Annotated in this window: 19 protein-coding genes; 11 read left to right on the top strand and 8 right to left on the bottom strand. The window is 67.6% G+C overall.

Annotation, left to right across the window (positions count from 1 at the left end; genetic code table 11):
• Positions 1-25: 25 nt before the first annotated feature.
• Both Ga0080574_RS06335 and Ga0080574_RS06330 read left to right on the top strand, forming a co-directional pair.
• Positions 26-496: an ATP-binding protein gene (locus Ga0080574_RS06335; RefSeq protein ID WP_083716781.1), complete on the top strand. Its 471-nt coding sequence runs from the start codon at positions 26-28 to the stop codon at positions 494-496.
• 558 nt (positions 497-1,054) lie between these two features.
• Complete coding sequence (locus tag Ga0080574_RS06330) at positions 1,055-1,651, top strand: DUF805 domain-containing protein (protein ID WP_076696198.1); 597 nt, start codon at positions 1,055-1,057, stop codon at positions 1,649-1,651.
• 60 nt (positions 1,652-1,711) lie between these two features.
• On the opposite strand, the gene Ga0080574_RS06325 is transcribed toward Ga0080574_RS06330, so the two are convergent.
• From Ga0080574_RS06325 to Ga0080574_RS06315, 3 genes are all read right to left on the bottom strand, one after another.
• Positions 1,712-3,082, bottom strand: coding sequence for a glutamate--cysteine ligase (locus tag Ga0080574_RS06325; RefSeq protein WP_076696196.1), 1,371 nt, complete (start codon positions 3,080-3,082; stop codon positions 1,712-1,714).
• A gap of 66 nt (positions 3,083-3,148) precedes the next feature.
• A complete protein-coding gene (locus Ga0080574_RS06320; RefSeq protein WP_076696194.1) occupies positions 3,149-3,679 on the bottom strand; it encodes a hypothetical protein in 531 nt (176 codons plus the stop codon).
• A complete protein-coding gene (locus Ga0080574_RS06315) occupies positions 3,676-4,398 on the bottom strand; it encodes a 16S rRNA (uracil(1498)-N(3))-methyltransferase (protein WP_076705723.1) in 723 nt (240 codons plus the stop codon). Before Ga0080574_RS06315 ends, Ga0080574_RS06320 begins: the two co-directional genes overlap by 4 nt.
• A 12-nt stretch (positions 4,399-4,410) precedes the next feature.
• Between Ga0080574_RS06315 and ubiA the strand changes: the two genes are divergently transcribed.
• The 6 genes from ubiA (at position 4,411) to Ga0080574_RS06285 (ending at position 10,803) form a co-directional block, all read left to right on the top strand.
• Positions 4,411-5,379: a 4-hydroxybenzoate octaprenyltransferase gene (ubiA, locus tag Ga0080574_RS06310; protein WP_076696191.1), complete on the top strand. Its 969-nt coding sequence runs from the start codon at positions 4,411-4,413 to the stop codon at positions 5,377-5,379.
• Between the two features lie 64 nt (positions 5,380-5,443).
• Positions 5,444-7,357, top strand: a complete 1,914-nt coding sequence (locus Ga0080574_RS06305; RefSeq protein WP_076696189.1) for an OmpA family protein — start codon at positions 5,444-5,446, stop codon at positions 7,355-7,357.
• Positions 7,354-7,686, top strand: coding sequence for a hypothetical protein (locus Ga0080574_RS06300; RefSeq protein ID WP_076696187.1), 333 nt, complete (start codon positions 7,354-7,356; stop codon positions 7,684-7,686). Before Ga0080574_RS06305 ends, Ga0080574_RS06300 begins: the two co-directional genes overlap by 4 nt.
• Positions 7,687-7,901: 215 nt before the next feature.
• On the top strand, positions 7,902-8,555 hold the full coding sequence (locus Ga0080574_RS06295; protein WP_076696185.1) for a histidine phosphatase family protein: 654 nt from the start codon (positions 7,902-7,904) through the stop codon (positions 8,553-8,555).
• A gap of 62 nt (positions 8,556-8,617) precedes the next feature.
• Positions 8,618-9,682 (top strand): saccharopine dehydrogenase, encoded by a 1,065-nt coding sequence (locus Ga0080574_RS06290; protein WP_076696183.1) that lies wholly within the window; start codon positions 8,618-8,620, stop codon positions 9,680-9,682.
• Entirely contained in the window at positions 9,679-10,803 is a 1,125-nt protein-coding gene (locus Ga0080574_RS06285) for a saccharopine dehydrogenase family protein (protein WP_076696181.1), read from the top strand. The genes Ga0080574_RS06290 and Ga0080574_RS06285 overlap by 4 nt, the downstream gene beginning before the upstream one ends.
• A 187-nt stretch (positions 10,804-10,990) precedes the next feature.
• Here the strand turns inward: Ga0080574_RS06285 and Ga0080574_RS06280 are convergent, their stop codons facing one another.
• The 5 genes from Ga0080574_RS06280 to coxB form a co-directional block, all read right to left on the bottom strand.
• On the bottom strand, positions 10,991-11,791 hold the full coding sequence (locus tag Ga0080574_RS06280; RefSeq protein WP_076696179.1) for a cytochrome c oxidase subunit 3: 801 nt from the start codon (positions 11,789-11,791) through the stop codon (positions 10,991-10,993).
• A gap of 25 nt (positions 11,792-11,816) precedes the next feature.
• Positions 11,817-12,401: a cytochrome c oxidase assembly protein gene (locus Ga0080574_RS06275; RefSeq protein ID WP_076696177.1), complete on the bottom strand. Its 585-nt coding sequence runs from the start codon at positions 12,399-12,401 to the stop codon at positions 11,817-11,819.
• On the bottom strand, positions 12,391-12,567 hold the full coding sequence (locus Ga0080574_RS26185) for a cytochrome c oxidase system small membrane protein (protein WP_198039780.1): 177 nt from the start codon (positions 12,565-12,567) through the stop codon (positions 12,391-12,393). The genes Ga0080574_RS06275 and Ga0080574_RS26185 overlap by 11 nt, the downstream gene beginning before the upstream one ends.
• Positions 12,564-13,514 carry a heme o synthase gene (cyoE, locus tag Ga0080574_RS06270; protein ID WP_076696175.1) on the bottom strand — a complete coding sequence of 317 codons (951 nt, stop codon included), beginning with the start codon at positions 13,512-13,514 and terminating at the stop codon, positions 12,564-12,566. The genes Ga0080574_RS26185 and cyoE overlap by 4 nt, the downstream gene beginning before the upstream one ends.
• A 65-nt stretch (positions 13,515-13,579) precedes the next feature.
• Complete coding sequence (gene coxB / locus Ga0080574_RS06265; protein ID WP_076696173.1) at positions 13,580-14,485, bottom strand: cytochrome c oxidase subunit II; 906 nt, start codon at positions 14,483-14,485, stop codon at positions 13,580-13,582.
• Between the two features lie 190 nt (positions 14,486-14,675).
• On the opposite strand from coxB, the gene tldD reads away from it, so the two are divergent.
• The 3 genes from tldD (at position 14,676) to dprA (ending at position 17,842) form a co-directional block, all read left to right on the top strand.
• Complete coding sequence (gene tldD / locus Ga0080574_RS06260) at positions 14,676-16,097, top strand: metalloprotease TldD (RefSeq protein ID WP_076696171.1); 1,422 nt, start codon at positions 14,676-14,678, stop codon at positions 16,095-16,097.
• Entirely contained in the window at positions 16,078-16,518 is a 441-nt protein-coding gene (locus tag Ga0080574_RS06255; protein WP_076696169.1) for a hypothetical protein, read from the top strand. Before tldD ends, Ga0080574_RS06255 begins: the two co-directional genes overlap by 20 nt.
• A 145-nt stretch (positions 16,519-16,663) precedes the next feature.
• Positions 16,664-17,842 carry a DNA-processing protein DprA gene (dprA, locus tag Ga0080574_RS06250; protein WP_076696167.1) on the top strand — a complete coding sequence of 393 codons (1,179 nt, stop codon included), beginning with the start codon at positions 16,664-16,666 and terminating at the stop codon, positions 17,840-17,842.
• The last annotated feature ends 97 nt before the right edge of the window (positions 17,843-17,939 follow it).

Raw genomic sequence — 17,939 nt, 5'->3', positions numbered from 1 at the left:
AGGCGCCGCAAGAGGACCAGGTGCGATGCCCGACATGCCAGATCAGCGCCCGACGCTTGCGCTCGCGTTCGATTTCGCCAGCACGCCGGCGGAGGTGCGCGGCGCGCTCGGGCGCGTGGCGCGGGGGCTGGATGGCATCGGCTGGGATGCGGAAACCCGTGGCGCGGTAGAGTTGGCCTTGGCCGAGGCGCTGAACAATATCGTCGAACATGCCTATGGCGGCGCCCCGGACGGGCGCATTCACCTGACGCTGGATGCGACGGCGGGCAGCGCCGATCTGGTGATCCGCGACAGCGGCGGCGCCATGCCGGGGCACCGGCTGCCGGCCGGCGCCCCCGTCGATCCCGAGGCCCGCGGGGATCTGCCCGAGGGCGGATTCGGCTGGTATCTGATCCGGCGCCTGGCAAGCCATCTCTCCTATCGCCGGACAGAGGGCTGCAACCGGCTGGAGATTCACATGCGCCGTGCCGATCACGCCGGCGGCGGCGCGGAATAACGCCTGTCAGCCGCGATTGACCGGAATTCCCTGAAACTGCCGCATTCCCATCTCATTGCCGCCCGAATGCAGCGCGATACAGAGAGGGTAGCTGCATATAGCTTCCCTCGGCGCCACGCCATTTCAGCCCCCACCCAGTGTGTGGCGCCGAGGTACTTCCCCCAAAATCCACCGTTTCCTCGCCACCCGCCCCGCGTGGGTTTTTCGCGTTTTCCCGCGCATCGGCGGCGAGATGCGATTGCCGTGGGATGAACACCAACAGATCACAATTCCGCCCGAATGCAGCGCGATACAGAGAGGGTAGCTGCATATGGCTTCCCTCGGCGTCGCGCCGTTTCAGCCCCCACCCAGTGCGTGGCGCCGAGGTACTTAACTCCCCCAAATACCGTAGCCGCAGAGGACTGCCGCGCCGCAAGCGCCGGCCTGTCTGAGCGTCTGACCGCGTGAGACGCCAAACAACGCTCTCCCCCGAAAAGGTCCCGCTTGCGCCGCATTTCGGCCTTTGCAACGCGCGAGCCTGCTGTGCAAACGCTTTGCCATCCTCATAGAGACATCGTCATGTACGGCCCCATCTCCGCCTTCGAATCCTATCTTTTCAACGCATTGACACTGAACGCCCGGGCGACGCGCTCGGAATATTGGTGGCCGGCCCTCATCGTCGGGCTGGCGATGATCGCGGCAGGGGTTGCCGATGCGATGACGGTGATGCGAGTGAGCGAGGCGGGTGGGCTTCCGCCGCTGAACCCGTTCTCCTACTGGACGCCGCTGCTGTCGCTGCTGACGCTGGTGCCGAATATCACCTGCGGCATCCGTCGCCTGCACGATACCGGGCGTTCTGGACTCTGGGTGCTCGTGATGCTGGTGCCGATGGTTGGCGGGCTGATCTACATTCTGCTGCTGTCTCTGCCCTCCGAGCCGCGAGAAAACGCCTGGGGCCAGCCGCGCGGCCAGGTGAGACCGCATGCTCGCGATGACGCCGAACCCGGCGCCCCGACCTCCGCCCGCCGGACCCGCGGGCATCGGCCAAGTGCGCTCGATTCCTACGCGGTGCTGCTCCAGGCCGAAGCCGAGCCCTCGCCGGAAGAGATTGCCCGCCGAAAGCAGGAAGTGCATGAGTATTTCAAGCGCAACGTCTCGCGCCGCGCCTCCGCCTGAGCACGGTCGAAAGCGGCTCCGGGCCGCGGGGCTGGCCCGGACGACGCAGAGAGGCCGCGCTTAGTAGCTATACTGTGCGTAGATCCGGCTCAGATCGCCGTTCCAGTCGCCGTGGTAATGCTCCAGAAGCTCGTCGGCGGCCACCTTGCCGGTCTCCACGCTCTCCTTGAGCGCGTTGAGGAAATGCGTCTCGTCGGGCAGCAGCCCGCCGGCGCCGGGATAGGCGCGCGCCTTGAGCCCGGCCTCGGCGATCTCCAGCGTCTGGCGCGCCAGATCGTGCATGCCGATGCCGTTCACCTCGGCCTGAAGCGCCTGTTCCGAGGCCGCCACGCGCAGCCCCTCGCGGGTCTCCGCATCCCAGCCCTTGACCAGATCCCAGGCCGCATCCAGCGCGCCCTGATCGTAGGTCAGCCCGACCCAGAAGGCCGGCAGCGCGCAAAGCCGCCGCCACGGTCCGCCATCGGCACCGCGCATCTCGATGAATTTCTTAAGCCGCGCCTCGGGGAAGATCGTCGTCAGATGGTCGGCCCAGTCCGACAGGGTCGGTTTCTCGCCGGGCAGCGCGGGCAGCTCGCCCTTGAGGAAATCGCGGAAGGACATCCCCAGCGCGTCGATATACTTGCCGTCGCGATAGACGAAATACATCGGCACATCGAGCGCGTATTCGGCGTAGGCCTCAAAGCCGAACCCCTCGTCGAAGACAAAGGGCAGCATGCCGGTGCGCGCCGCGTCGAGATTGCGCCAGACATAAGAGCGGTAGCTCTTCATGCCGTTGGGCTTGCCCTCGAAAAACGGCGAGTTGGCAAAAAGCGCGGTTGCAACCGGTTGCAGCGCCAGCGCCACGCGCATCTTTTTCACCATATCGGCCTCGGAGCCGAAATCGAGATTCACCTGCACGGTGCAGGTGCGCCGCATCATCGTGGTGCCGGTGGTGCCGACCGTGCCCATATAGGCATCCATCAGCTTGTAGCGCCCCTTGGGCATCAGCGGCATCTCGTCATGCATCCACTCCGGCGCGGCGCCGAGCCCGATAAAGCCCACGCCGATCTCGTCGGCGACGCATTTCACCTCGCGCAGATGCTCGTTCACCTCGTCGCAGGTCTGGTGGATGGTCTCGAGCGGCGCGCCCGAAAGCTCCAGCGCACCGCCGGGCTCCAGCGAGACATTGGCGCCGTCCTTTTCGAGCCCGATGATATGCCCGCCCTCGCTGACCGGCGCCCAGCCGTAGCGGTCGCGCAGCCCCTCCAGAACCGCGCGGATCGAGCGCGGCCCGTCATAGGGCAGCGGCGCGTGGGTGTCGGTGAGATAGCCGAATTTCTCGTGCTCGGTGCCGATGCGCCAGTCGGCTTTCGGCTTGCAGCCGGCGGCCAGGTAGTCCGCGAGCTGCGCGTGGCTTTCGATCGGGCCGCCGCCGGATTGAGGGATGGACATGAGGGCGCTCCGATTGTCTTGGCCTGTCGCTTTGAAGGTCAGGCATGGGCGGAATGATCTGCCTTGTCAATGCAGACGGAGGTGTGTGGATTCGCGCAAAGGCGCCTCCCATATGGTCACCGAGTGCCGCGACGCACGGTGCATCTCGGTGAGCATGCGTTCGGTCGGCAGGCCGGGCAGGGTGGCAAACGCATCGAAGAGCGCATCCGCCCCTTCGGCGTTGAGCGGGATGGCGAGCGGTGGCTCGTCGGGCCGGTGCAGCAGCCAATGCGCCGGTTTGCCGCGCCGGTCGAGGGTGAGGGCGGTGAGCGTGTCGAGGTCGGCGGCGCCGCCGGTCAGCGGGCCGAAATAGCTGATGCGACCCTCGATCACCTGCACGATCCCCGGCCCGCCGCCGCCCATGCGGAAGCGCCCGCGCTGGAGCCCGGCGACCAGCAGCAGCGCGCCGGCGGCGGCGACCACATAGCCCACCCAGTGCAGCAGCCCGCCGCCGGTGAAGAATGCCCAGTAGAGCCCCAGCGCCAGCACGCCCGCGCCGTAAAGCGCCTCGCGCCATTGTGATAGCGCTGCCCGGACTTCGGGCCGAACCAGGCTCATGCCCAGTCCCCGTTCGTCGCCTGCCACAGCGTCAGCGCCGCAACCGCCGCCGTGTCGGCGCGCAGGATGCGCGGCCCGAGCGCGATCACCCGGGTCTGATCCATCGCCCCGAGCCGGGCGCGCTCGGGTTCGGAAAACCCGCCCTCCGGACCGATCAGCACCGCCGCCGGGGCGAGGACGCCCGCAAGGGCGGAGGAGCGGCTGCCCGCCTCGGCCTCGTCGCAAAAGAGCAGCGCCCGCTCCGCCGGCCAGCCGTCGAGCAGCCGGTCGAGCCGCGCAAGCTCGGTCACCTCGGGCACGAAACAGGCGCCGCATTGCTCGGCGGCCTCCACCGCATGCGCCTGCAACCGGTCCTGCCGGATGCGCTCGGAATTGGTGAACCGCGTCTGCACCGGCACGATCCGCCGCACCCCGAGCTCCACCGCCTTTTCCACGATGAAATCGGTGCGCGCCTTCTTGATCGGAGCGAATAGCAGCCACAGGTCCGGCGGCATCTCCTGCGCCCGCGTCCGTTCCGCGCAGACCGCCTCGCCGCCGCGCTTGCCGGCCTCGGAAATCTCCGCGCGCCACTCGCCGTCTTGCCCGTTGAAGAGCAGGATTTCTGCCCCGGCGCCGAGCCGCATCACGGAAAAGAGATAGTGCGCCTGCTCCCGCGTCAGCGGGACAGGTTGTCCCGCGCCCAGCGGGTGATCTACAAACAGGCGAACCTTCGCAGTCATGAGGCGCACCATATGAGCCAGCACGGAACAACGCCAGAGGCAGAAGGCCAGGTCGCGGACGCCGTCCGCGGCAACTGGGTCGATCACTGGGCGCCGGCCTGGCTCCGCCCCTATCTGCGGCTGTCGCGCGCCGACCGGCCCATCGGCACATGGCTCTTGCTGCTGCCCTGCTGGTGGGGGCTCTTGCTGTCGATGGTGCATGACGGGCGCGCCTCCTGGTTCGATCTCTGGATCTTTGCCGGCTGCGGCATCGGCGCCTTTCTGATGCGCGGCGCGGGCTGTACCTGGAACGATTTCACAGACCGGCATATCGACGGATCGGTGGCGCGCACCGCCTCGCGCCCGATTCCCTCGGGGCGGGTCTCGGCGAAACAGGCGCTGGCCTGGGCGGCGGCGCAGGCGCTGGTGTCCTTCGCGATCCTGCTGACCTTCCCGCCCATGGCCATCGCGCTCGGCGTGCTGTCGCTGCTGCCGGTGGCGATCTACCCCTTCGCCAAGCGCTTCACCTGGTGGCCGCAGGTCTTTCTCGGCATCGCCTTCAACTGGGGTGCATTGCTGGCCTGGACGGCCCATAGCGGCTCGCTCGGCCTGCCGGCGGTGCTGCTCTATCTCTCCGGCATGGCCTGGACGCTGTTCTACGACACGATCTACGCCCATCAGGACAAGGAGGACGACGCGCTGATCGGCGTCAAATCCACCGCGCGGCTCTTTGGCGACGATGCCACGCCGAAATGGCTCGCCCGGTTCCTGGTGGTCAGTATCGCGCTCATGGGGCTGGCCATCATCGCCGCCGCCCCGCGTGGCGAGATCCTGCAACTGGTGATCCTTATCGGTGGGCCCTGGGCCATGGGCTGGCACATGCTCTGGCAGCTGCGCAAGCTCGATGTGAACGACAATGACCGCCTGCTGATGCTGTTCCGCGCCAACCGCGATGCGGGGCTTTTGCCTGTGCTGTTTTTCGCCTCTGCGCTGCTCGCCTGATTGCGCCACGCCGCCGCGGCGCGTATCAGACCCCGCAACAACAACAAAAAGGAAGCCGAGGCCGATGCGCCTGTCCAAACTCGCCATCCCCGCCGCGACCCTTCTGGCTGCCGCTCTTATCTGTCTCCTCGCCGCCGTCTTTGCGCTGCGCCTTGTCGAGGACAGCTCGCGCGCCGGGGTCGAGACCGCGCTGGATCTGGCAGAGCTCGACTGGGCCGAGGTCGATGTGAACGGGCTTCAGGTCTTCCTGATCGGCGAGGCACCGGACGAGGCGGCACGCTTTCAGGCGGTGACCGTGGCCGGCACGGTGGTGGATTCGGCGCGGGTGATCGACCAGATGCTCGTCGCCGATGCCGACGCCATCAGGCCGCCGCGCTTTTCGGTCGAGATCTTGCGCAATGACGAGGGCATCTCGGTGATCGGGCTGATCCCCGCCGCGACGGATCGCGAGGCGATGATCGAGCGCTTCACCGATCTCGCCGGCGACGAGGGCGAGGTGTCCGACCTGCTGGAAGTGGCGGATTTCCCGGCGCCCGAGGGCTGGTCGGAGGCGATGCGCTTCGGCTCCCGCGTGCTGCGCGATCTGCCGCGCTCCAAGGTGTCGGTCGGTGCCGGTGCGGTTGCGATCAAGGCGATGACCGACAGCGAGGAGGCGCGCCGCCGGCTGCTCGCCGATCTCGAACGCCAGGTGCCCGACGGGGTGGAGCTGGCGCTCGATCTCTCGGCGCCGCGCCCGGTGATCACCCCCTTCATCCTGCGCTTTCTCATCGACGAGGAGGGCGCGCGCTTCGACGCCTGTTCCGCCGATACCGAAGAGGCCCGCAGCCGCATCCTTGCGGCGGCGGAAGAGGCGGGTGTCGCGGATGGCGCAAACTGCCGGCTGGGTCTGGGCGTGCCGACGCGGCGCTGGGGCGATGCCGTGGTGCTGGCCATCGGCGCGGTGCAGGATCTGGGCGGCGGCTCGGTCACGATCTCCAATGCCGATGTCGCGCTGCTGGCGCCCGAAGGCACCGATACAGGCCTCTTCGACCGCGTCGTGGGCGAGCTGGAAAGCGGGCTGCCGGAGGTTTTCGCGCTGAAGGCGGTGCTGCCCGAGACGCCCGATGAAAGGGACCAGGGCCCGCCGGAATTCACCGCGACGCTGAGCCCCGAGGGCTCGGTGCAGCTGCGTGGGCGGGTGCAGTCGGAGATCTCGCGCCAGACCGCCGACAGTTTCGCGCGCGCGCTCTTCACCTCCGAGTCGGTCTATACCGCCGCGCGGGTCGACGACACGCTGCCCTCGGGCTGGTCGGCGCGGGTGCTGGCCGGGCTTGAGGCGCTGGGCGAGCTGTCGAACGGCGTGGTGCGGGTGACCCCGGATCTGGTGGCGGTGGCGGGCAATACCGGCAATGCCGACGCTGCCGACGAGATCGCGGGGCTGCTCTCCGACAAGCTCGGCGAAGCGGCGGAGGTCGAGATCGACGTCACCTATCAGGAGAAACTCGACCCGACGCTGGGCATCCCCACGCCGGAGGAATGCGAGGCGCAGATCGTCGAGATCATCGGCGACCGCAAGATCACCTTCGAGCCGGGTTCGGCCAATCTCGATGCCTCCGCCAAGGATGTGATGGATGACATCGCCGAGCTGCTGAAACTCTGCGGCGATATCCCGCTGGAGATTCAGGGCCATACCGACAGCCAGGGCCGCGAGTCGATGAACCAGGCGCTCAGCCAGGATCGCGCGCAGGCGGTGCTGGATGCGCTGCGCAACCGCCGGGTGCTGACCGCCTCCTATCGCGTGACCGGTTACGGCGAGGAGCTGCCCATCGCCGACAATGGCACCGAGGCCGGACGCGAGGCGAACCGCCGGATCGAGTTCAAGCTGATCCGCCCCGAGCCGGTGCCGGAGGTGCAGACCACGCTGGAAGAGCTTGAAGAGGCCGGCGGGGAAGGCGATACGGAGGCCGACGGCGCGGAAGAAGAAGGGGCAGGGGAATGAACAGGACGGAATTCGTGATCGCCACGGCGATCATTCTCTTTGTGGCCTTCTGCATGGGCTGGTTCGCCAACTGGCTGGTGCATCGCTTCAAGCGGATCAGCCAGGCGGATGTGGACCAGCTGGAGCGCATGAGCCAGGAGCTGCACGAGGCCGAGGAGACCCGCGATCAGGCGATCACCTATCTGCAACAGCGCGAGGCGGAGCTGACCAACCAGCTGGCGCAGACCGAGGCGGAGCTGTCGGCGGCGATGGAGGGGCTGCGCGAGGCGCGCCACGAGGCCGAGGAGATGCGCGCCTGGATCGAGCGCCAGCAGGGCGGCGCGGCCTGATCTGACGGCGCCGCTGGCGCGGCACAGGGGGAGCCGCCCGACGCCTCTGGCGTCAGGCGGCGGCGGGCGCCTGTGGCAGTGTCTGCCGCGCTGCTTATGCGTTCGGCCCGTGGCGGGGGCGGCGTGGGAGTATTTGCCGGAAAGATGAAAGGGCTGCGTGGCGCTTTTCATTTCCGCCCGCGCTTCGTAAGAGGCGGGGGAAAGGAAGGTGGTGGATGTCCCATGTCACTCTGGTGCGGCACGGTCAGGCCAATACCGGCGCACGCGACGAGATTTCATATGACAGGCTGAGCGATCTCGGGCGGCAGCAGGCGCGCTGGCTGGGCGCGCATCTGCGCGGCAGCGGCGAGCGTTTTGCCCGGGCCTATTGCGGCACGCTGACCCGGCATCGTCAGACCGCCGAGGAGATGGATCTCGGGCTCGAGCTCGTGCCGGATGCGCGGCTCAACGAGCTGGAATATTTCACCATGGCGCAGCTCTTTGCCGAGCAGCACGGGGTGGCGATCCCGACCGACCGCGAGGGATTCGTGCTGCATCTGCCGCGGCTCTTCACCATCTGGCGCGAGGGCGGGCTGGAGGGCGCGCCCGAGCGCTTTGCCGATTTCGAGGCGCGGGTCTCGGATGCGCTGCACGAGATCGCCGCCGGCGAGGGGCGCGCGGTGGTGGTGACCTCGGGCGGGGTGATCGGCTTTGCCATGCGCGCCACGATGGGGCTCGGGATGGGGGCGCTGGCGCATGCTTGTCTCGCCATCGAGAACAGCTCGCTGCACCGGTTCCAGCCGCTGGCCACCGGGCTGGCGCTGACGCTTTTCAACGCGGTGCCGCATCTGGAAGGGGCCGAAAGGGCCGCTGCCCGCTCCCATCTCTGAGCCCCGGGTTTCACCCCCGGGCGCGCTGGGGTAGCGTGGCGCCGGACAGAGCGGGAGACAGCATGACACATCTGTGGGTGCGCGCCGAACAGCGCCCGAACGAGGATCGCGTGGGCATCACGCCACGGGGCGTTGCCGCGCTGGTGGCGCAGGGCATGCGCGTGACGGTGGAGGAGAGCCGCAGCCGGGTGATCGGCATTGGCGCCTATCGTGACGCCGGGGCGGAGATCGCGCCCGAGGGCAGCTGGCCGCAGGCGCCGCGCGAGGCGCTGATCTTCGGGCTGAAGGAGCTGCCGGAGGATGGTACGCCGCTGGTGCACCGGCACATCATGTTCGGCCATGCCTATAAGGGCCAGCCGGCGGGGCAGGTGCTGCTCAGGCGCTTTGCCGCCGGTGGCGGTGCGCTCTACGATCTGGAATATCTGGTGGATGTCGAGGGGCGCCGGGTGGCGGCCTTCGGCTACTGGGCAGGCTATGCGGGGGCGGCGGTGTCGCTCTTTGCCTGGGCAGCGCAGCGCGCCGGCGGGATCTGCGCGCCGGTCTCGGTCTGGCCGAACTCGCCAGAGATGGAGGCCGATCTGCGCGCCGCGCTGGATGCGGCGGCGGGGGCCGAGCGGCCACGCGCGCTGGTGATCGGCGCGCTGGGGCGCGTGGGCAGCGGCGCCAGCGATCTCTGCGAGAAGATGGGCGTGCGGGTGACGCAGTGGGACATGGCCGAGACCGCCCATGGCGGGCCGTTTCCCGAGGTGCTGGAGCACGAGCTCTTTCTCAACTGCATCCTGGCGCGGCCGGGCACGCCGGTCTTTGTGCCGGCCTCGGCGCCGGGCGATGCGCGACGGCTGCGCGTGATCGGGGATATCGCCTGCGATCCCGACAGCGATTTCTCGCCCGTCAAGGTCTATGACCGCGCCACCAGCTGGGACGCGCCGGTGCTGCGGGTGCATGAGGATCCGCCGCTCGACGTGATGGCGATCGACAATCTGCCCTCGCTGCTGCCGCTGGAAAGCAGCGAGGATTTCGCCGGGCAGCTGCTGCCCTGGCTGACGCGGCTGGAGGCGCTGGAGGACGGCGTCTGGGGCCGCGCCCGAGAGACATTCGAACAACATAAACCGGAGGCAGGGACATGATTCACTGGTGCGGAACGGGGCTTTCTTCGATCCCGGGGCTGCGGCGCCTGATCGAGGCCGGGCACGATGTCATGGTGTGGAACCGCACCGAGACCAAGGCGCGCGAGGCGGTGGGGGATCTGACCAACCGGATCCTCGCCTTTGCGCCGGAAGCGGTCGAGGCGGCGGTGCAGCCCGGCGATGTGGTGGTCTCGATGCTGCCCGCCGACTGGCATGTGCCGCTGGCGGAGATCGCCATTGCCAAGGGCGCGCATTTCGTCTCGTCGAGCTATATCGCGCCGGAGATGCGGGCGCTGGAGGACAAGGCGAGGGCGGCGGGCGTGGCGCTGGTCAACGAGGTCGGGCTCGACCCGGGGATCGACCACCTGATGGCCCACGATCTGGTGCGCGCCTATCGCGAGTCGGAGGCTTTCGACGCAGAGAACGCGCTGAGCTTCGTGAGCTATTGCGGCGGCGTGCCGAAACAGGCCAACGCGTTTCGCTACAAATTCTCCTGGGCGCCGGTCGGCGTGCTGAAGGCGCTGCGTTCGCCGTCGCGCTCGATCCGGCATTTCTCGGAGCTGGAGGTGTCGCGCCCCTGGGAGGCGCTGGGGCGCTACGATGCGCCGCTCGACCCGCCGGAGAGCTTCGAGGTCTATCCCAACCGCGACTCGCTGCCCTTCATGGCGCAATACGGGTTCGAGCCTAGCTGGAAGGTGAAGGAGTTCGTGCGCGGCACGCTGCGGCTCAATGGCTGGGCGGAGGCGTGGAAGGATGTCTTCGAGACGGTCGAGACGGCGGATGACGCGGCGCTGGCGAAGCTGGCGGGCGAGCTCCTGGAGGCCAACGCCTATGAGGAGGGGGAACCCGACCGGGTGGTGCTCTGCGTCTCGCTGAAGGCGGAGAAGGACGGTGTGCCGGTCTGGCACAAGACCTGGGTGATGGATGCCTGGGGCGATGCGCGCGGCAATGCCATGGGGCGGCTGGTCTCGGTGCCGGTGTCGCTGGCGGTCGAGGCGGTGCTGAACCGCGAGATCGCGCCGGGTGTGTCTGCGGCGCCGTCGGATCCGAAGCTGGTGACACGCTGGCTCGACGAGGTGCAGGTGCTGGCGCAGCGGCTGATGCGGGTGGATCAGCTCTGAGAGGTTCGGTCCGGGGGGCGGTGGGCAGATTGCCCACCCTACACGCACCGATCGGGCGGAAGCCTCTCAAGGACATCGTGAAAACGTCGTAGGGTGGGCAATCTGCCCACCACACCGGAGCCTCGATCCAACAAAAAAGCGGGCCATGAAGGCCCGCTTTTCTATTTTGCGCTTGTCGCGAGGAGGCTTAGCCGCCCCAGACATAGACGGCGGCGAAGAGGAAGAGCCACACCACATCGACGAAGTGCCAGTACCAGGCGGCGGCCTCGAAGCCGATATGCTTGGTCGGCGTGAAATCGCCCTTCATCAGCCGCAGCAGGCAGACGAAGAGGAAGATCGTGCCGATGATGACATGTGCGCCGTGGAAACCCGTCGCCATGAAGAAGTTGGCGCCATAGATGTTGCCGGAGAAGCCAAAGGCCGCGTGGCTGTACTCATAGGCCTGGAAGACCGAGAAGATCGCGCCCAGAACGATGGCGATGATCAGACCCCATTTCATGTCTTCGCGGTTGTTCTCATGCACCAGCGCGTGGTGCGCCCAGGTCGCCGCGCAGCCCGAGCAGAGCAGGATCATGGTGTTGATCAGCGGCAGGTGCCAGGGGTCGAAAGTCTCGATCCCGGCGGGCGGCCAGACACCGTCGACCGCAGGCGAGTTCGGGCCCATCGGATAGAGCGCGTGTTTGAAGAACGACCAGAACCAGGCGAAGAAGAACATCACCTCGGACATGATGAACAGGATGAAGCCGTATTTCAGGCCGATCTGCACCACCGGGGTATGATCGCCGACGCGGCTTTCGGCGATCACGTCGGACCACCAGCCGAACATCACGTAGAGCACGCCGACAAAGCCCGCGAGGAAGATCCAGGGGCCGCTGCCATGGAACCAGAGCACGGTCCCGAACAGCATGATGAACGCCGCCACCGCGGCCATGAACGGCCAGATGGAGGGGTTCAGAATGTGGTAATCGTGGTTTTTAGCGTGCGCCATCTCGTTTCCCTCGTTGGATCGGCGTTCAGTTCACGGAATTCTCGTCCGCGGTCTTGGTATCGAGCGCGGCCTGCGCCTCTTCGGGCAGGTCGATCTCGTAGAAAGTGTAGCTCAGCGTGATGTGTTTGCTGTGCTTGGCATCGCGGTCCTCGACGATCTCGGGATCGACATAGAAGCTGACCGGCATCTGCACCCGCTCGCCGGGCATCAGCACCTGCTCGGTAAAGCAGAAGCATTCGATCTTGCTGAAATAGGCCCCTGCCTCATAGGGGTAGACATTGTAGGCGGCCTGACCGGCGACCGGGTGGTCGGTGGGGTTGTAGGCCTCGTAGAAGGCCAGCCCCTCTTCGCCGATGCGCACGGTCATCTCGGTCTGCATCGGCTTGAATTCCCAGGGGAAGCCGCGCGCCTTGGAGGCGTCGAACCGGACCTTGATGGTCTGGTCGAGGATCTCGCCCGCCGGCCCCTCGGCCACATTGGTGGTGCCGGCAAAGCCGGTGACCCGGCAGAACCAGTTGTAGAAGGGCACCGCCGCCCAGGCCATGGCGCCCATGAAGAGCACCACGCCGACCAGCTGGAGCAGCGTCTTGTTCTTGCCGTCAGTCGCCATTCTGCACCTGTGCGTTGCTCTGAAGCGCCGCCGAGAAATTGCCGTTGGTCACCTTCACCACGGTCATGCCGAAGACGATGACGATGAAGGCCGCCAGCACCAGCCCCAGCCCGACATTGCGGCCAAAGCGACGTTTGTGCAGCTCGTGTTGCTTGGCGATGCTCATGCCCAGCCTCCCAGCCCGAATTGCGCCAGCCCGGCCTCTGCCAGAATCGCGCCGAAATGCGCGAAGAGGTAGAGCAGCGAGAGCTTGAAGAAGCGTTTCTCGGTTTTGAAATTGTCCGCTTCCGAATCCGCTTCGTCGCGGCGGAAGATCTCCCAGGCGCCCTTGAGGAAGAGCGCGTTCAGCACCAGCGCCACGGCCAGATAGACCGGCCCGCCGATGGCGGTGAACCCGGTGCCGATGGCCAGTGCCGCCAGCAGCACGGTATAGACGAGGATATGCACGCGGGTGGCGCGGCGGCCGTGGGTCACGGTCAGCATCGGCACGCCCGCATCGTCGTAATCGGAGCGCATGAAGAGCGCCAGCGCCCAGAAATGCGGCGGCGTCCACATGAAGGTGAGGCAGAACATCAGCACCGCCTCGACGCTCACCGAGCCGGTGGCCGCGGCCCAGCCGATCATCGGAGGGAAGGCGCCCGCGGCGCCGCCGATCACGATGTTCTGCGGCGTCGAGCGCTTCAGCCACATGGTGTAGATCACGACATAGAAGAAGATGGTAAAGGCCAGCAGCCCGCCGGCCAGCCAGTTGGTGGCAAGGCCCAGGAAGACGCAGGAGAAGACCGACAGCGCCAGACCGAAGGCCAGCGCCTCCTGCGGCTGCACCCTGCCGGCGGGGATCGGGCGCCTGGCGGTGCGTTTCATCACCGCGTCGATATCGGCGTCCCACCACATGTTGAGCGCGCCCGAGGCGCCGCCGCCCACGGCGATGAACAGGATCGCGCAGAAGCCGATGAACGGGTGGACGGGGGTGGGCGCGGCCAGCAGACCGACCAGCGCCGTGAACACCACCAGCGTCATCACCCGGGGCTTCAGAAGGGCGAAATAGTCGCCGAACTGTGCCTCGCCGGGCTGGGATGCGGTGACGGTGGTGTTGGTGCTGAGATCGGTCATGCGAAGATCTTTGGCTCTTTCAGGTCGTTAGTGGCGCGCCCCGGGGCGGGGCGCGCCGGGAAGGCTCAGGAGTTGGCCAGGAACTGGCGCACGTCGACATAGCCGCCGTCTTCCTGCGAGGCGGCAAGCCAGGCGTCATAGGCCTCCTGGCTGACCACCTTCACGGTGATCGGCATATAGGCGTGCGAGATGCCGCAGAGCTCGGAGCACTGGCCGAAATAGACGCCCTCGCGCTCGGCATTGAACCACAGCTCGGCGATCCGGCCCGGCACCGCGTCCTGCTTCACGCCGAAGGCGGGGATGGTCCAGGAGTGGATCACGTCGGCGCCGGTGACCTGCATCACCACGGTGGCGCCCACGGGCACGACGACCGAGGTATCGGTGGCCAGCAGCCAGTCGTCCTTGGAATAGCCGGCGCTCACCAGCTTGGCTTCCATCGCGTCGTTGAACACATAGGGGCGGGCGCCGGCCTCTTCGTCCTCGGATGCCAGCGTGTAGGGCTGGCCGATCATGTAGCTGTCATAGGCCAGATCCTCGCCGACATATTCATAGCCCCAGTACCACTGGTAGCCGGTCACCTTGATGACCACGTCGCCCTCGGGGATCTCCTGCTGCTTGAACAGCACCGGCAGGGAGAAGGCGCCGATGACCACCAGGATGATGATCGGGCCGATGGTCCAGGCCACCTCGATCGGCGTGTTGTGGGTGAAGCTGGCGGGCGTCGGGTTGGCGCGGCGGTTGAAGCGGATGAAGGCAAAGACCATCAGCGCCACCACCAGCAGGGTGATCGCCGTGATGATGATGAGCAGCATGCCGTCGAGCCATTGGAGGTCGCGGGCCAGCTCGGTCGCGGCGGGCTGGAAGCCCAGGCCGCCTTGATGCGGGCGTCCCACCACTTCCAGGTCCTGGGCGATGGCGGGCGCGGCCAGAAGGCTGGCCATAAGCCCCGTCAGCATCGAAATCTTACGCATGTGTCACCTGATCCGGTTGTCGTTCTTGTTCGTTCGCAGGAGGATACATCCAGCGCGGTGCGACTGGGCGAGACCTCCTCCCCTCTGAGTTCCGCTCTTTAAAAAGCACAATCCGTGCATCAAATAAAGCAGGTCTGGCGCGGCAAAAAGGCGCTTTTTTTGATCTGGATCAAATAAATCGAGGTATCTCATGGCCGAAGCCCCTTTTCGCCCCTTTGAAACAGCGCTGGATCGCGACCGGACGCTGGCGCAGCTGCGCGCGGCGCTGGACGGCGCCGAGGACGGAGAGCTGTTCCTGGAACGCCGCCGCGCCGAGGCGCTGGTGCTCGATGACGGGCGAATCAAGACCGCGAGCTACGACGCATCCGAGGGATTCGGCCTGCGCGCGGTGAAAGGCGAGGTGGCGGGCTATGCGCATGCGACCGAGCTGTCGGAACGCGCCATCGCGCGCGCCTCGGAAACCGCGCGGCTGGCGGTGGGCGATGGCGGCGGCGTGCTGGCGCCGCCGCCCGCGGGCACCAACCGCACGCTCTATACCGATGCCGACCCGATCGTCGGGCAGGCCTTCCCGGTCAAGATCGACACGCTGCGCGAGATCGACGCCTATGCGCGCGGGCTCGACAAACGCGTGGTTCAGGTCACCGCCACCATCGCCGCGAGCTGTCAGGAGGTGGCGATCCTGCGCCCCGAGGGCACGCTGGTCACCGATACCCGCCCGATGACCCGCGTCACGGTCAGCGTGATCGTCGAGGAGAACGGCCGCCGCGAGGCCGGCAGCGCCTCCGGCGGCGGCCGCTTCCTGCTCGACGGGCTGCTGGAGCCCGCCGACTGGCAGGGCAAGGCGCGCGAGGCGTTGCGCATCGCGCTGGTCAACCTGAGCGCCGAGCCGGCGCCGGCGGGGGTGATGGATATCGTGCTTGGGCCGGGCTGGCCGGGCATCCTGCTGCACGAGGCCATCGGCCACGGGCTCGAGGGCGATTTCAACCGCAAGGGCTCTTCGGCCTTTGCCGGGCTGATGGGGCAGCGCATCGCGGCGCCGGGTGTCACGGTGCTGGACGACGGCACCATCCCCGACCGGCGCGGTTCGATCACCGTGGATGACGAGGGCACGCCCTCGGGAAAGAACGTGCTGATCGAGGACGGCGTGCTCGTGGGCTACATGCAGGACCGCCAGAACGCCCGTCTGATGGGGGTGACGCCCACTGGCAACGGGCGCCGCGAAAGCTATGCCCATGCGCCGATGCCGCGCATGACCAATACTTACATGCTGGGCGGCGACACCGATCCCGGCGATATCGTCGCGGATCTTGAAGACGGCATCTGGGCGGTCGGTTTCGGCGGCGGTCAGGTGGATATCACCAACGGCAAGTTCGTGTTCTCCTGCACCGAGGCCTACCGGGTGAAGAACGGCAAGGTCGGCGCCCCGGTCAAGGGCGCCACGCTGATCGGCGACGGCGCCACGGCGCTGCAACAGATCCGCGCGCTCGGCAACGACATGGCGCTCGATCCGGGCATGGGCAATTGCGGCAAGCAGGGGCAATGGGTGCCGGTGGGCGTGGGCCAGCCGACGGTGATGATCGGGGGCCTGACCGTTGGCGGTGCGCAGGCCTGAACGCCGCTGGCATCCGCTGCGTTCGGTTCCGGCCCCCGGGGCCGGGCTGTCGCGGCATCTTGGCGCTTTCGCGCTGACAGTGATTGCGGCTGCATTCGCGGGGATCATTCTGATCGGCGCGGGGGAGGTCCTCGCGTTACTCTCGCCTGATATGGGCATGGTCCTGAGCAGCTTCGGCGTGCTGTTTGGCATGTCGTTCCTCATGATCTGGCTGGGTCATCTGCCGCTTGCTGTCCTGCTCAACGTGATGACGCGATGCGGTATGGCCGGCTGGCTCAGTGTGGCGCTGGCCGGCCTGGCGATCGGCGCATTCTGGGCGGAGGCGCTGGATCTGTGGCCCGTGGCGCTGATCGGGCCGATACTGGCGCTGATACACGGCGCCGCTCTGCGACGGCCTCTGGCTGGGCGAACGGCGGATTGACGCGCGGTTCGCGGTTCCGGGGGGCGTACGTTTTTTGAAAGAGGGCAGTGTTTTTTGGCCCAGGCCGGGGATTTTTCGAGTTGGTTTACCACTGATTAAGGAAACTTGGGCTAGAGATATCCCTGCAAGCAGATGGGGCACAGGGATGACCGAGGGCAGCAACAGCTATTCTTCCACTCACCCCCCACTCCCACCCACCACGGAAGACGATCGGCTGTCCTGGCTCCGTCTCTTGCGCTCTCGCCGCGTCGGTGTGACGACCTTTTGGCGGCTTTTAACCGAACATGGCACCGCACAGGCGGCGCTCGAGGCGCTGCCCGGCGTTGCCGCCGCCGCCGGGGTCGAGGATTACCGGATCTGCCCCGAAGGCGTGGTTCTGGCCGAGCTCAAGGCCGCCCGCGCCCATGGTGCGCAGCCGGTTTTTCGCGGCATGCCCGACTATCCCGCGCTGCTCTCCGATATCTCCGATCCGCCGCCGCTTCTTTGGGTCACAGGCGACCCGGCGGCGCTGACCCGGCCCATGGTGGCGCTGGTCGGCGCGCGCAACGCCTCGTCGCTCGGCACCCGCATGGCGCGCGCCCTGGCGCAGGGGCTGGGGGAGGCTGGATTTACCGTGGTCTCCGGGCTGGCGCGGGGCATCGACGCGGCGGCGCATCTCGCCGCGCTCGACCGCGGTACGGTGGCGGTGCTGGCGGGGGGCGTCGATGTGCTCTACCCCTCGGAAAACACCCGGCTGGCAGAGCAGATCCGCGCGCAGGGCGGTGCGCTGGCCTCGGAGATGCCGATGGGGATGCAGCCGCAGGCGCGGCACTTCCCGGCGCGCAACCGCATCGTCTCGGGCATGGCGCGGGCCAGCGTGGTGGTCGAGGCGGCGGCGAAATCCGGCTCGCTGATCACCGCGCGCTGCGCGCTCGAACAGGGGCGCGAGGTGCTGGCGGTGCCGGGCCATCCGCTCGACGCGCGGGCCGGGGGCTGCAACATCCTGATCCGCGACGGCGCGCAGCTCATCCGCCATGCCGAAGATGTGATCGAGGCGCTGGGCCCGCTGGCCGGCGCCGCCGCGCCGCAGCCGGAGCTGCCGCTGGCCGAGGGGGCGCCCGCCGTGCCGCAGGCCGCCCCGGAACGGCGCAGTCTGCGCGAGACCGCCGCGCTGCACAGCGAGATCCTGGCGCGGCTCGGCCCCGCCCCGCTGGCCGAAGACCAGCTTATCCGCGATCTCGCCGCGCCCTCCGACCGGGTGTCGCCGGCGCTCACCGATCTCGAACTCGACGGGCGCATCCGCCGTCAGCCGGGCGGGCTGCTGTCGCTGGCAAGCCGCGCCTGAAAAGCGGGCAGGGGCGCCACGCATGTAGCGGCATCTGGCCCCACATTGACATTTCCCCCTTGCGCCCCACATGTTGCGCCGCCATACGCGCCCCGCG

The sequence above is a fragment of the Salipiger abyssi genome, assembly GCF_001975705.1.
In the GTDB taxonomy this organism is placed as follows: Bacteria; Pseudomonadota; Alphaproteobacteria; order Rhodobacterales; family Rhodobacteraceae; genus Salipiger; species Salipiger abyssi.
Note: the sequence above shows the minus strand (reverse complement) of the source record. Positions and strands in the feature narration are given on the sequence as shown.

What these genes read in the sequence shown, in the direction of transcription:
- Ga0080574_RS06280 (WP_076696179.1), bottom strand. Translation starts at nt 11,791, where the DNA reads ATGGCGCACGCTAAAAACCACGATTACCACATTCTGAACCCCTCCATC.
- dprA (WP_076696167.1), top strand. Translation starts at nt 16,664, where the DNA reads ATGACCGAGGGCAGCAACAGCTATTCTTCCACTCACCCCCCACTCCCA.
- coxB (WP_076696173.1), bottom strand. Translation starts at nt 14,485, where the DNA reads ATGCGTAAGATTTCGATGCTGACGGGGCTTATGGCCAGCCTTCTGGCC.
- Ga0080574_RS06275 (WP_076696177.1), bottom strand. Translation starts at nt 12,401, where the DNA reads ATGGCGACTGACGGCAAGAACAAGACGCTGCTCCAGCTGGTCGGCGTG.
- Ga0080574_RS06335 (WP_083716781.1), top strand. Translation starts at nt 26, where the DNA reads ATGCCCGACATGCCAGATCAGCGCCCGACGCTTGCGCTCGCGTTCGAT.
- tldD (WP_076696171.1), top strand. Translation starts at nt 14,676, where the DNA reads ATGGCCGAAGCCCCTTTTCGCCCCTTTGAAACAGCGCTGGATCGCGAC.
- Ga0080574_RS26185 (WP_198039780.1), bottom strand. Translation starts at nt 12,567, where the DNA reads ATGAGCATCGCCAAGCAACACGAGCTGCACAAACGTCGCTTTGGCCGC.
- Ga0080574_RS06315 (WP_076705723.1), bottom strand. Translation starts at nt 4,398, where the DNA reads ATGACTGCGAAGGTTCGCCTGTTTGTAGATCACCCGCTGGGCGCGGGA.
- Ga0080574_RS06290 (WP_076696183.1), top strand. Translation starts at nt 8,618, where the DNA reads ATGACACATCTGTGGGTGCGCGCCGAACAGCGCCCGAACGAGGATCGC.
- cyoE (WP_076696175.1), bottom strand. Translation starts at nt 13,514, where the DNA reads ATGACCGATCTCAGCACCAACACCACCGTCACCGCATCCCAGCCCGGC.
- Ga0080574_RS06330 (WP_076696198.1), top strand. Translation starts at nt 1,055, where the DNA reads ATGTACGGCCCCATCTCCGCCTTCGAATCCTATCTTTTCAACGCATTG.
- Ga0080574_RS06305 (WP_076696189.1), top strand. Translation starts at nt 5,444, where the DNA reads ATGCGCCTGTCCAAACTCGCCATCCCCGCCGCGACCCTTCTGGCTGCC.
- Ga0080574_RS06300 (WP_076696187.1), top strand. Translation starts at nt 7,354, where the DNA reads ATGAACAGGACGGAATTCGTGATCGCCACGGCGATCATTCTCTTTGTG.
- Ga0080574_RS06285 (WP_076696181.1), top strand. Translation starts at nt 9,679, where the DNA reads ATGATTCACTGGTGCGGAACGGGGCTTTCTTCGATCCCGGGGCTGCGG.
- ubiA (WP_076696191.1), top strand. Translation starts at nt 4,411, where the DNA reads ATGAGCCAGCACGGAACAACGCCAGAGGCAGAAGGCCAGGTCGCGGAC.
- Ga0080574_RS06325 (WP_076696196.1), bottom strand. Translation starts at nt 3,082, where the DNA reads ATGTCCATCCCTCAATCCGGCGGCGGCCCGATCGAAAGCCACGCGCAG.
- Ga0080574_RS06320 (WP_076696194.1), bottom strand. Translation starts at nt 3,679, where the DNA reads ATGAGCCTGGTTCGGCCCGAAGTCCGGGCAGCGCTATCACAATGGCGC.
- Ga0080574_RS06295 (WP_076696185.1), top strand. Translation starts at nt 7,902, where the DNA reads ATGTCCCATGTCACTCTGGTGCGGCACGGTCAGGCCAATACCGGCGCA.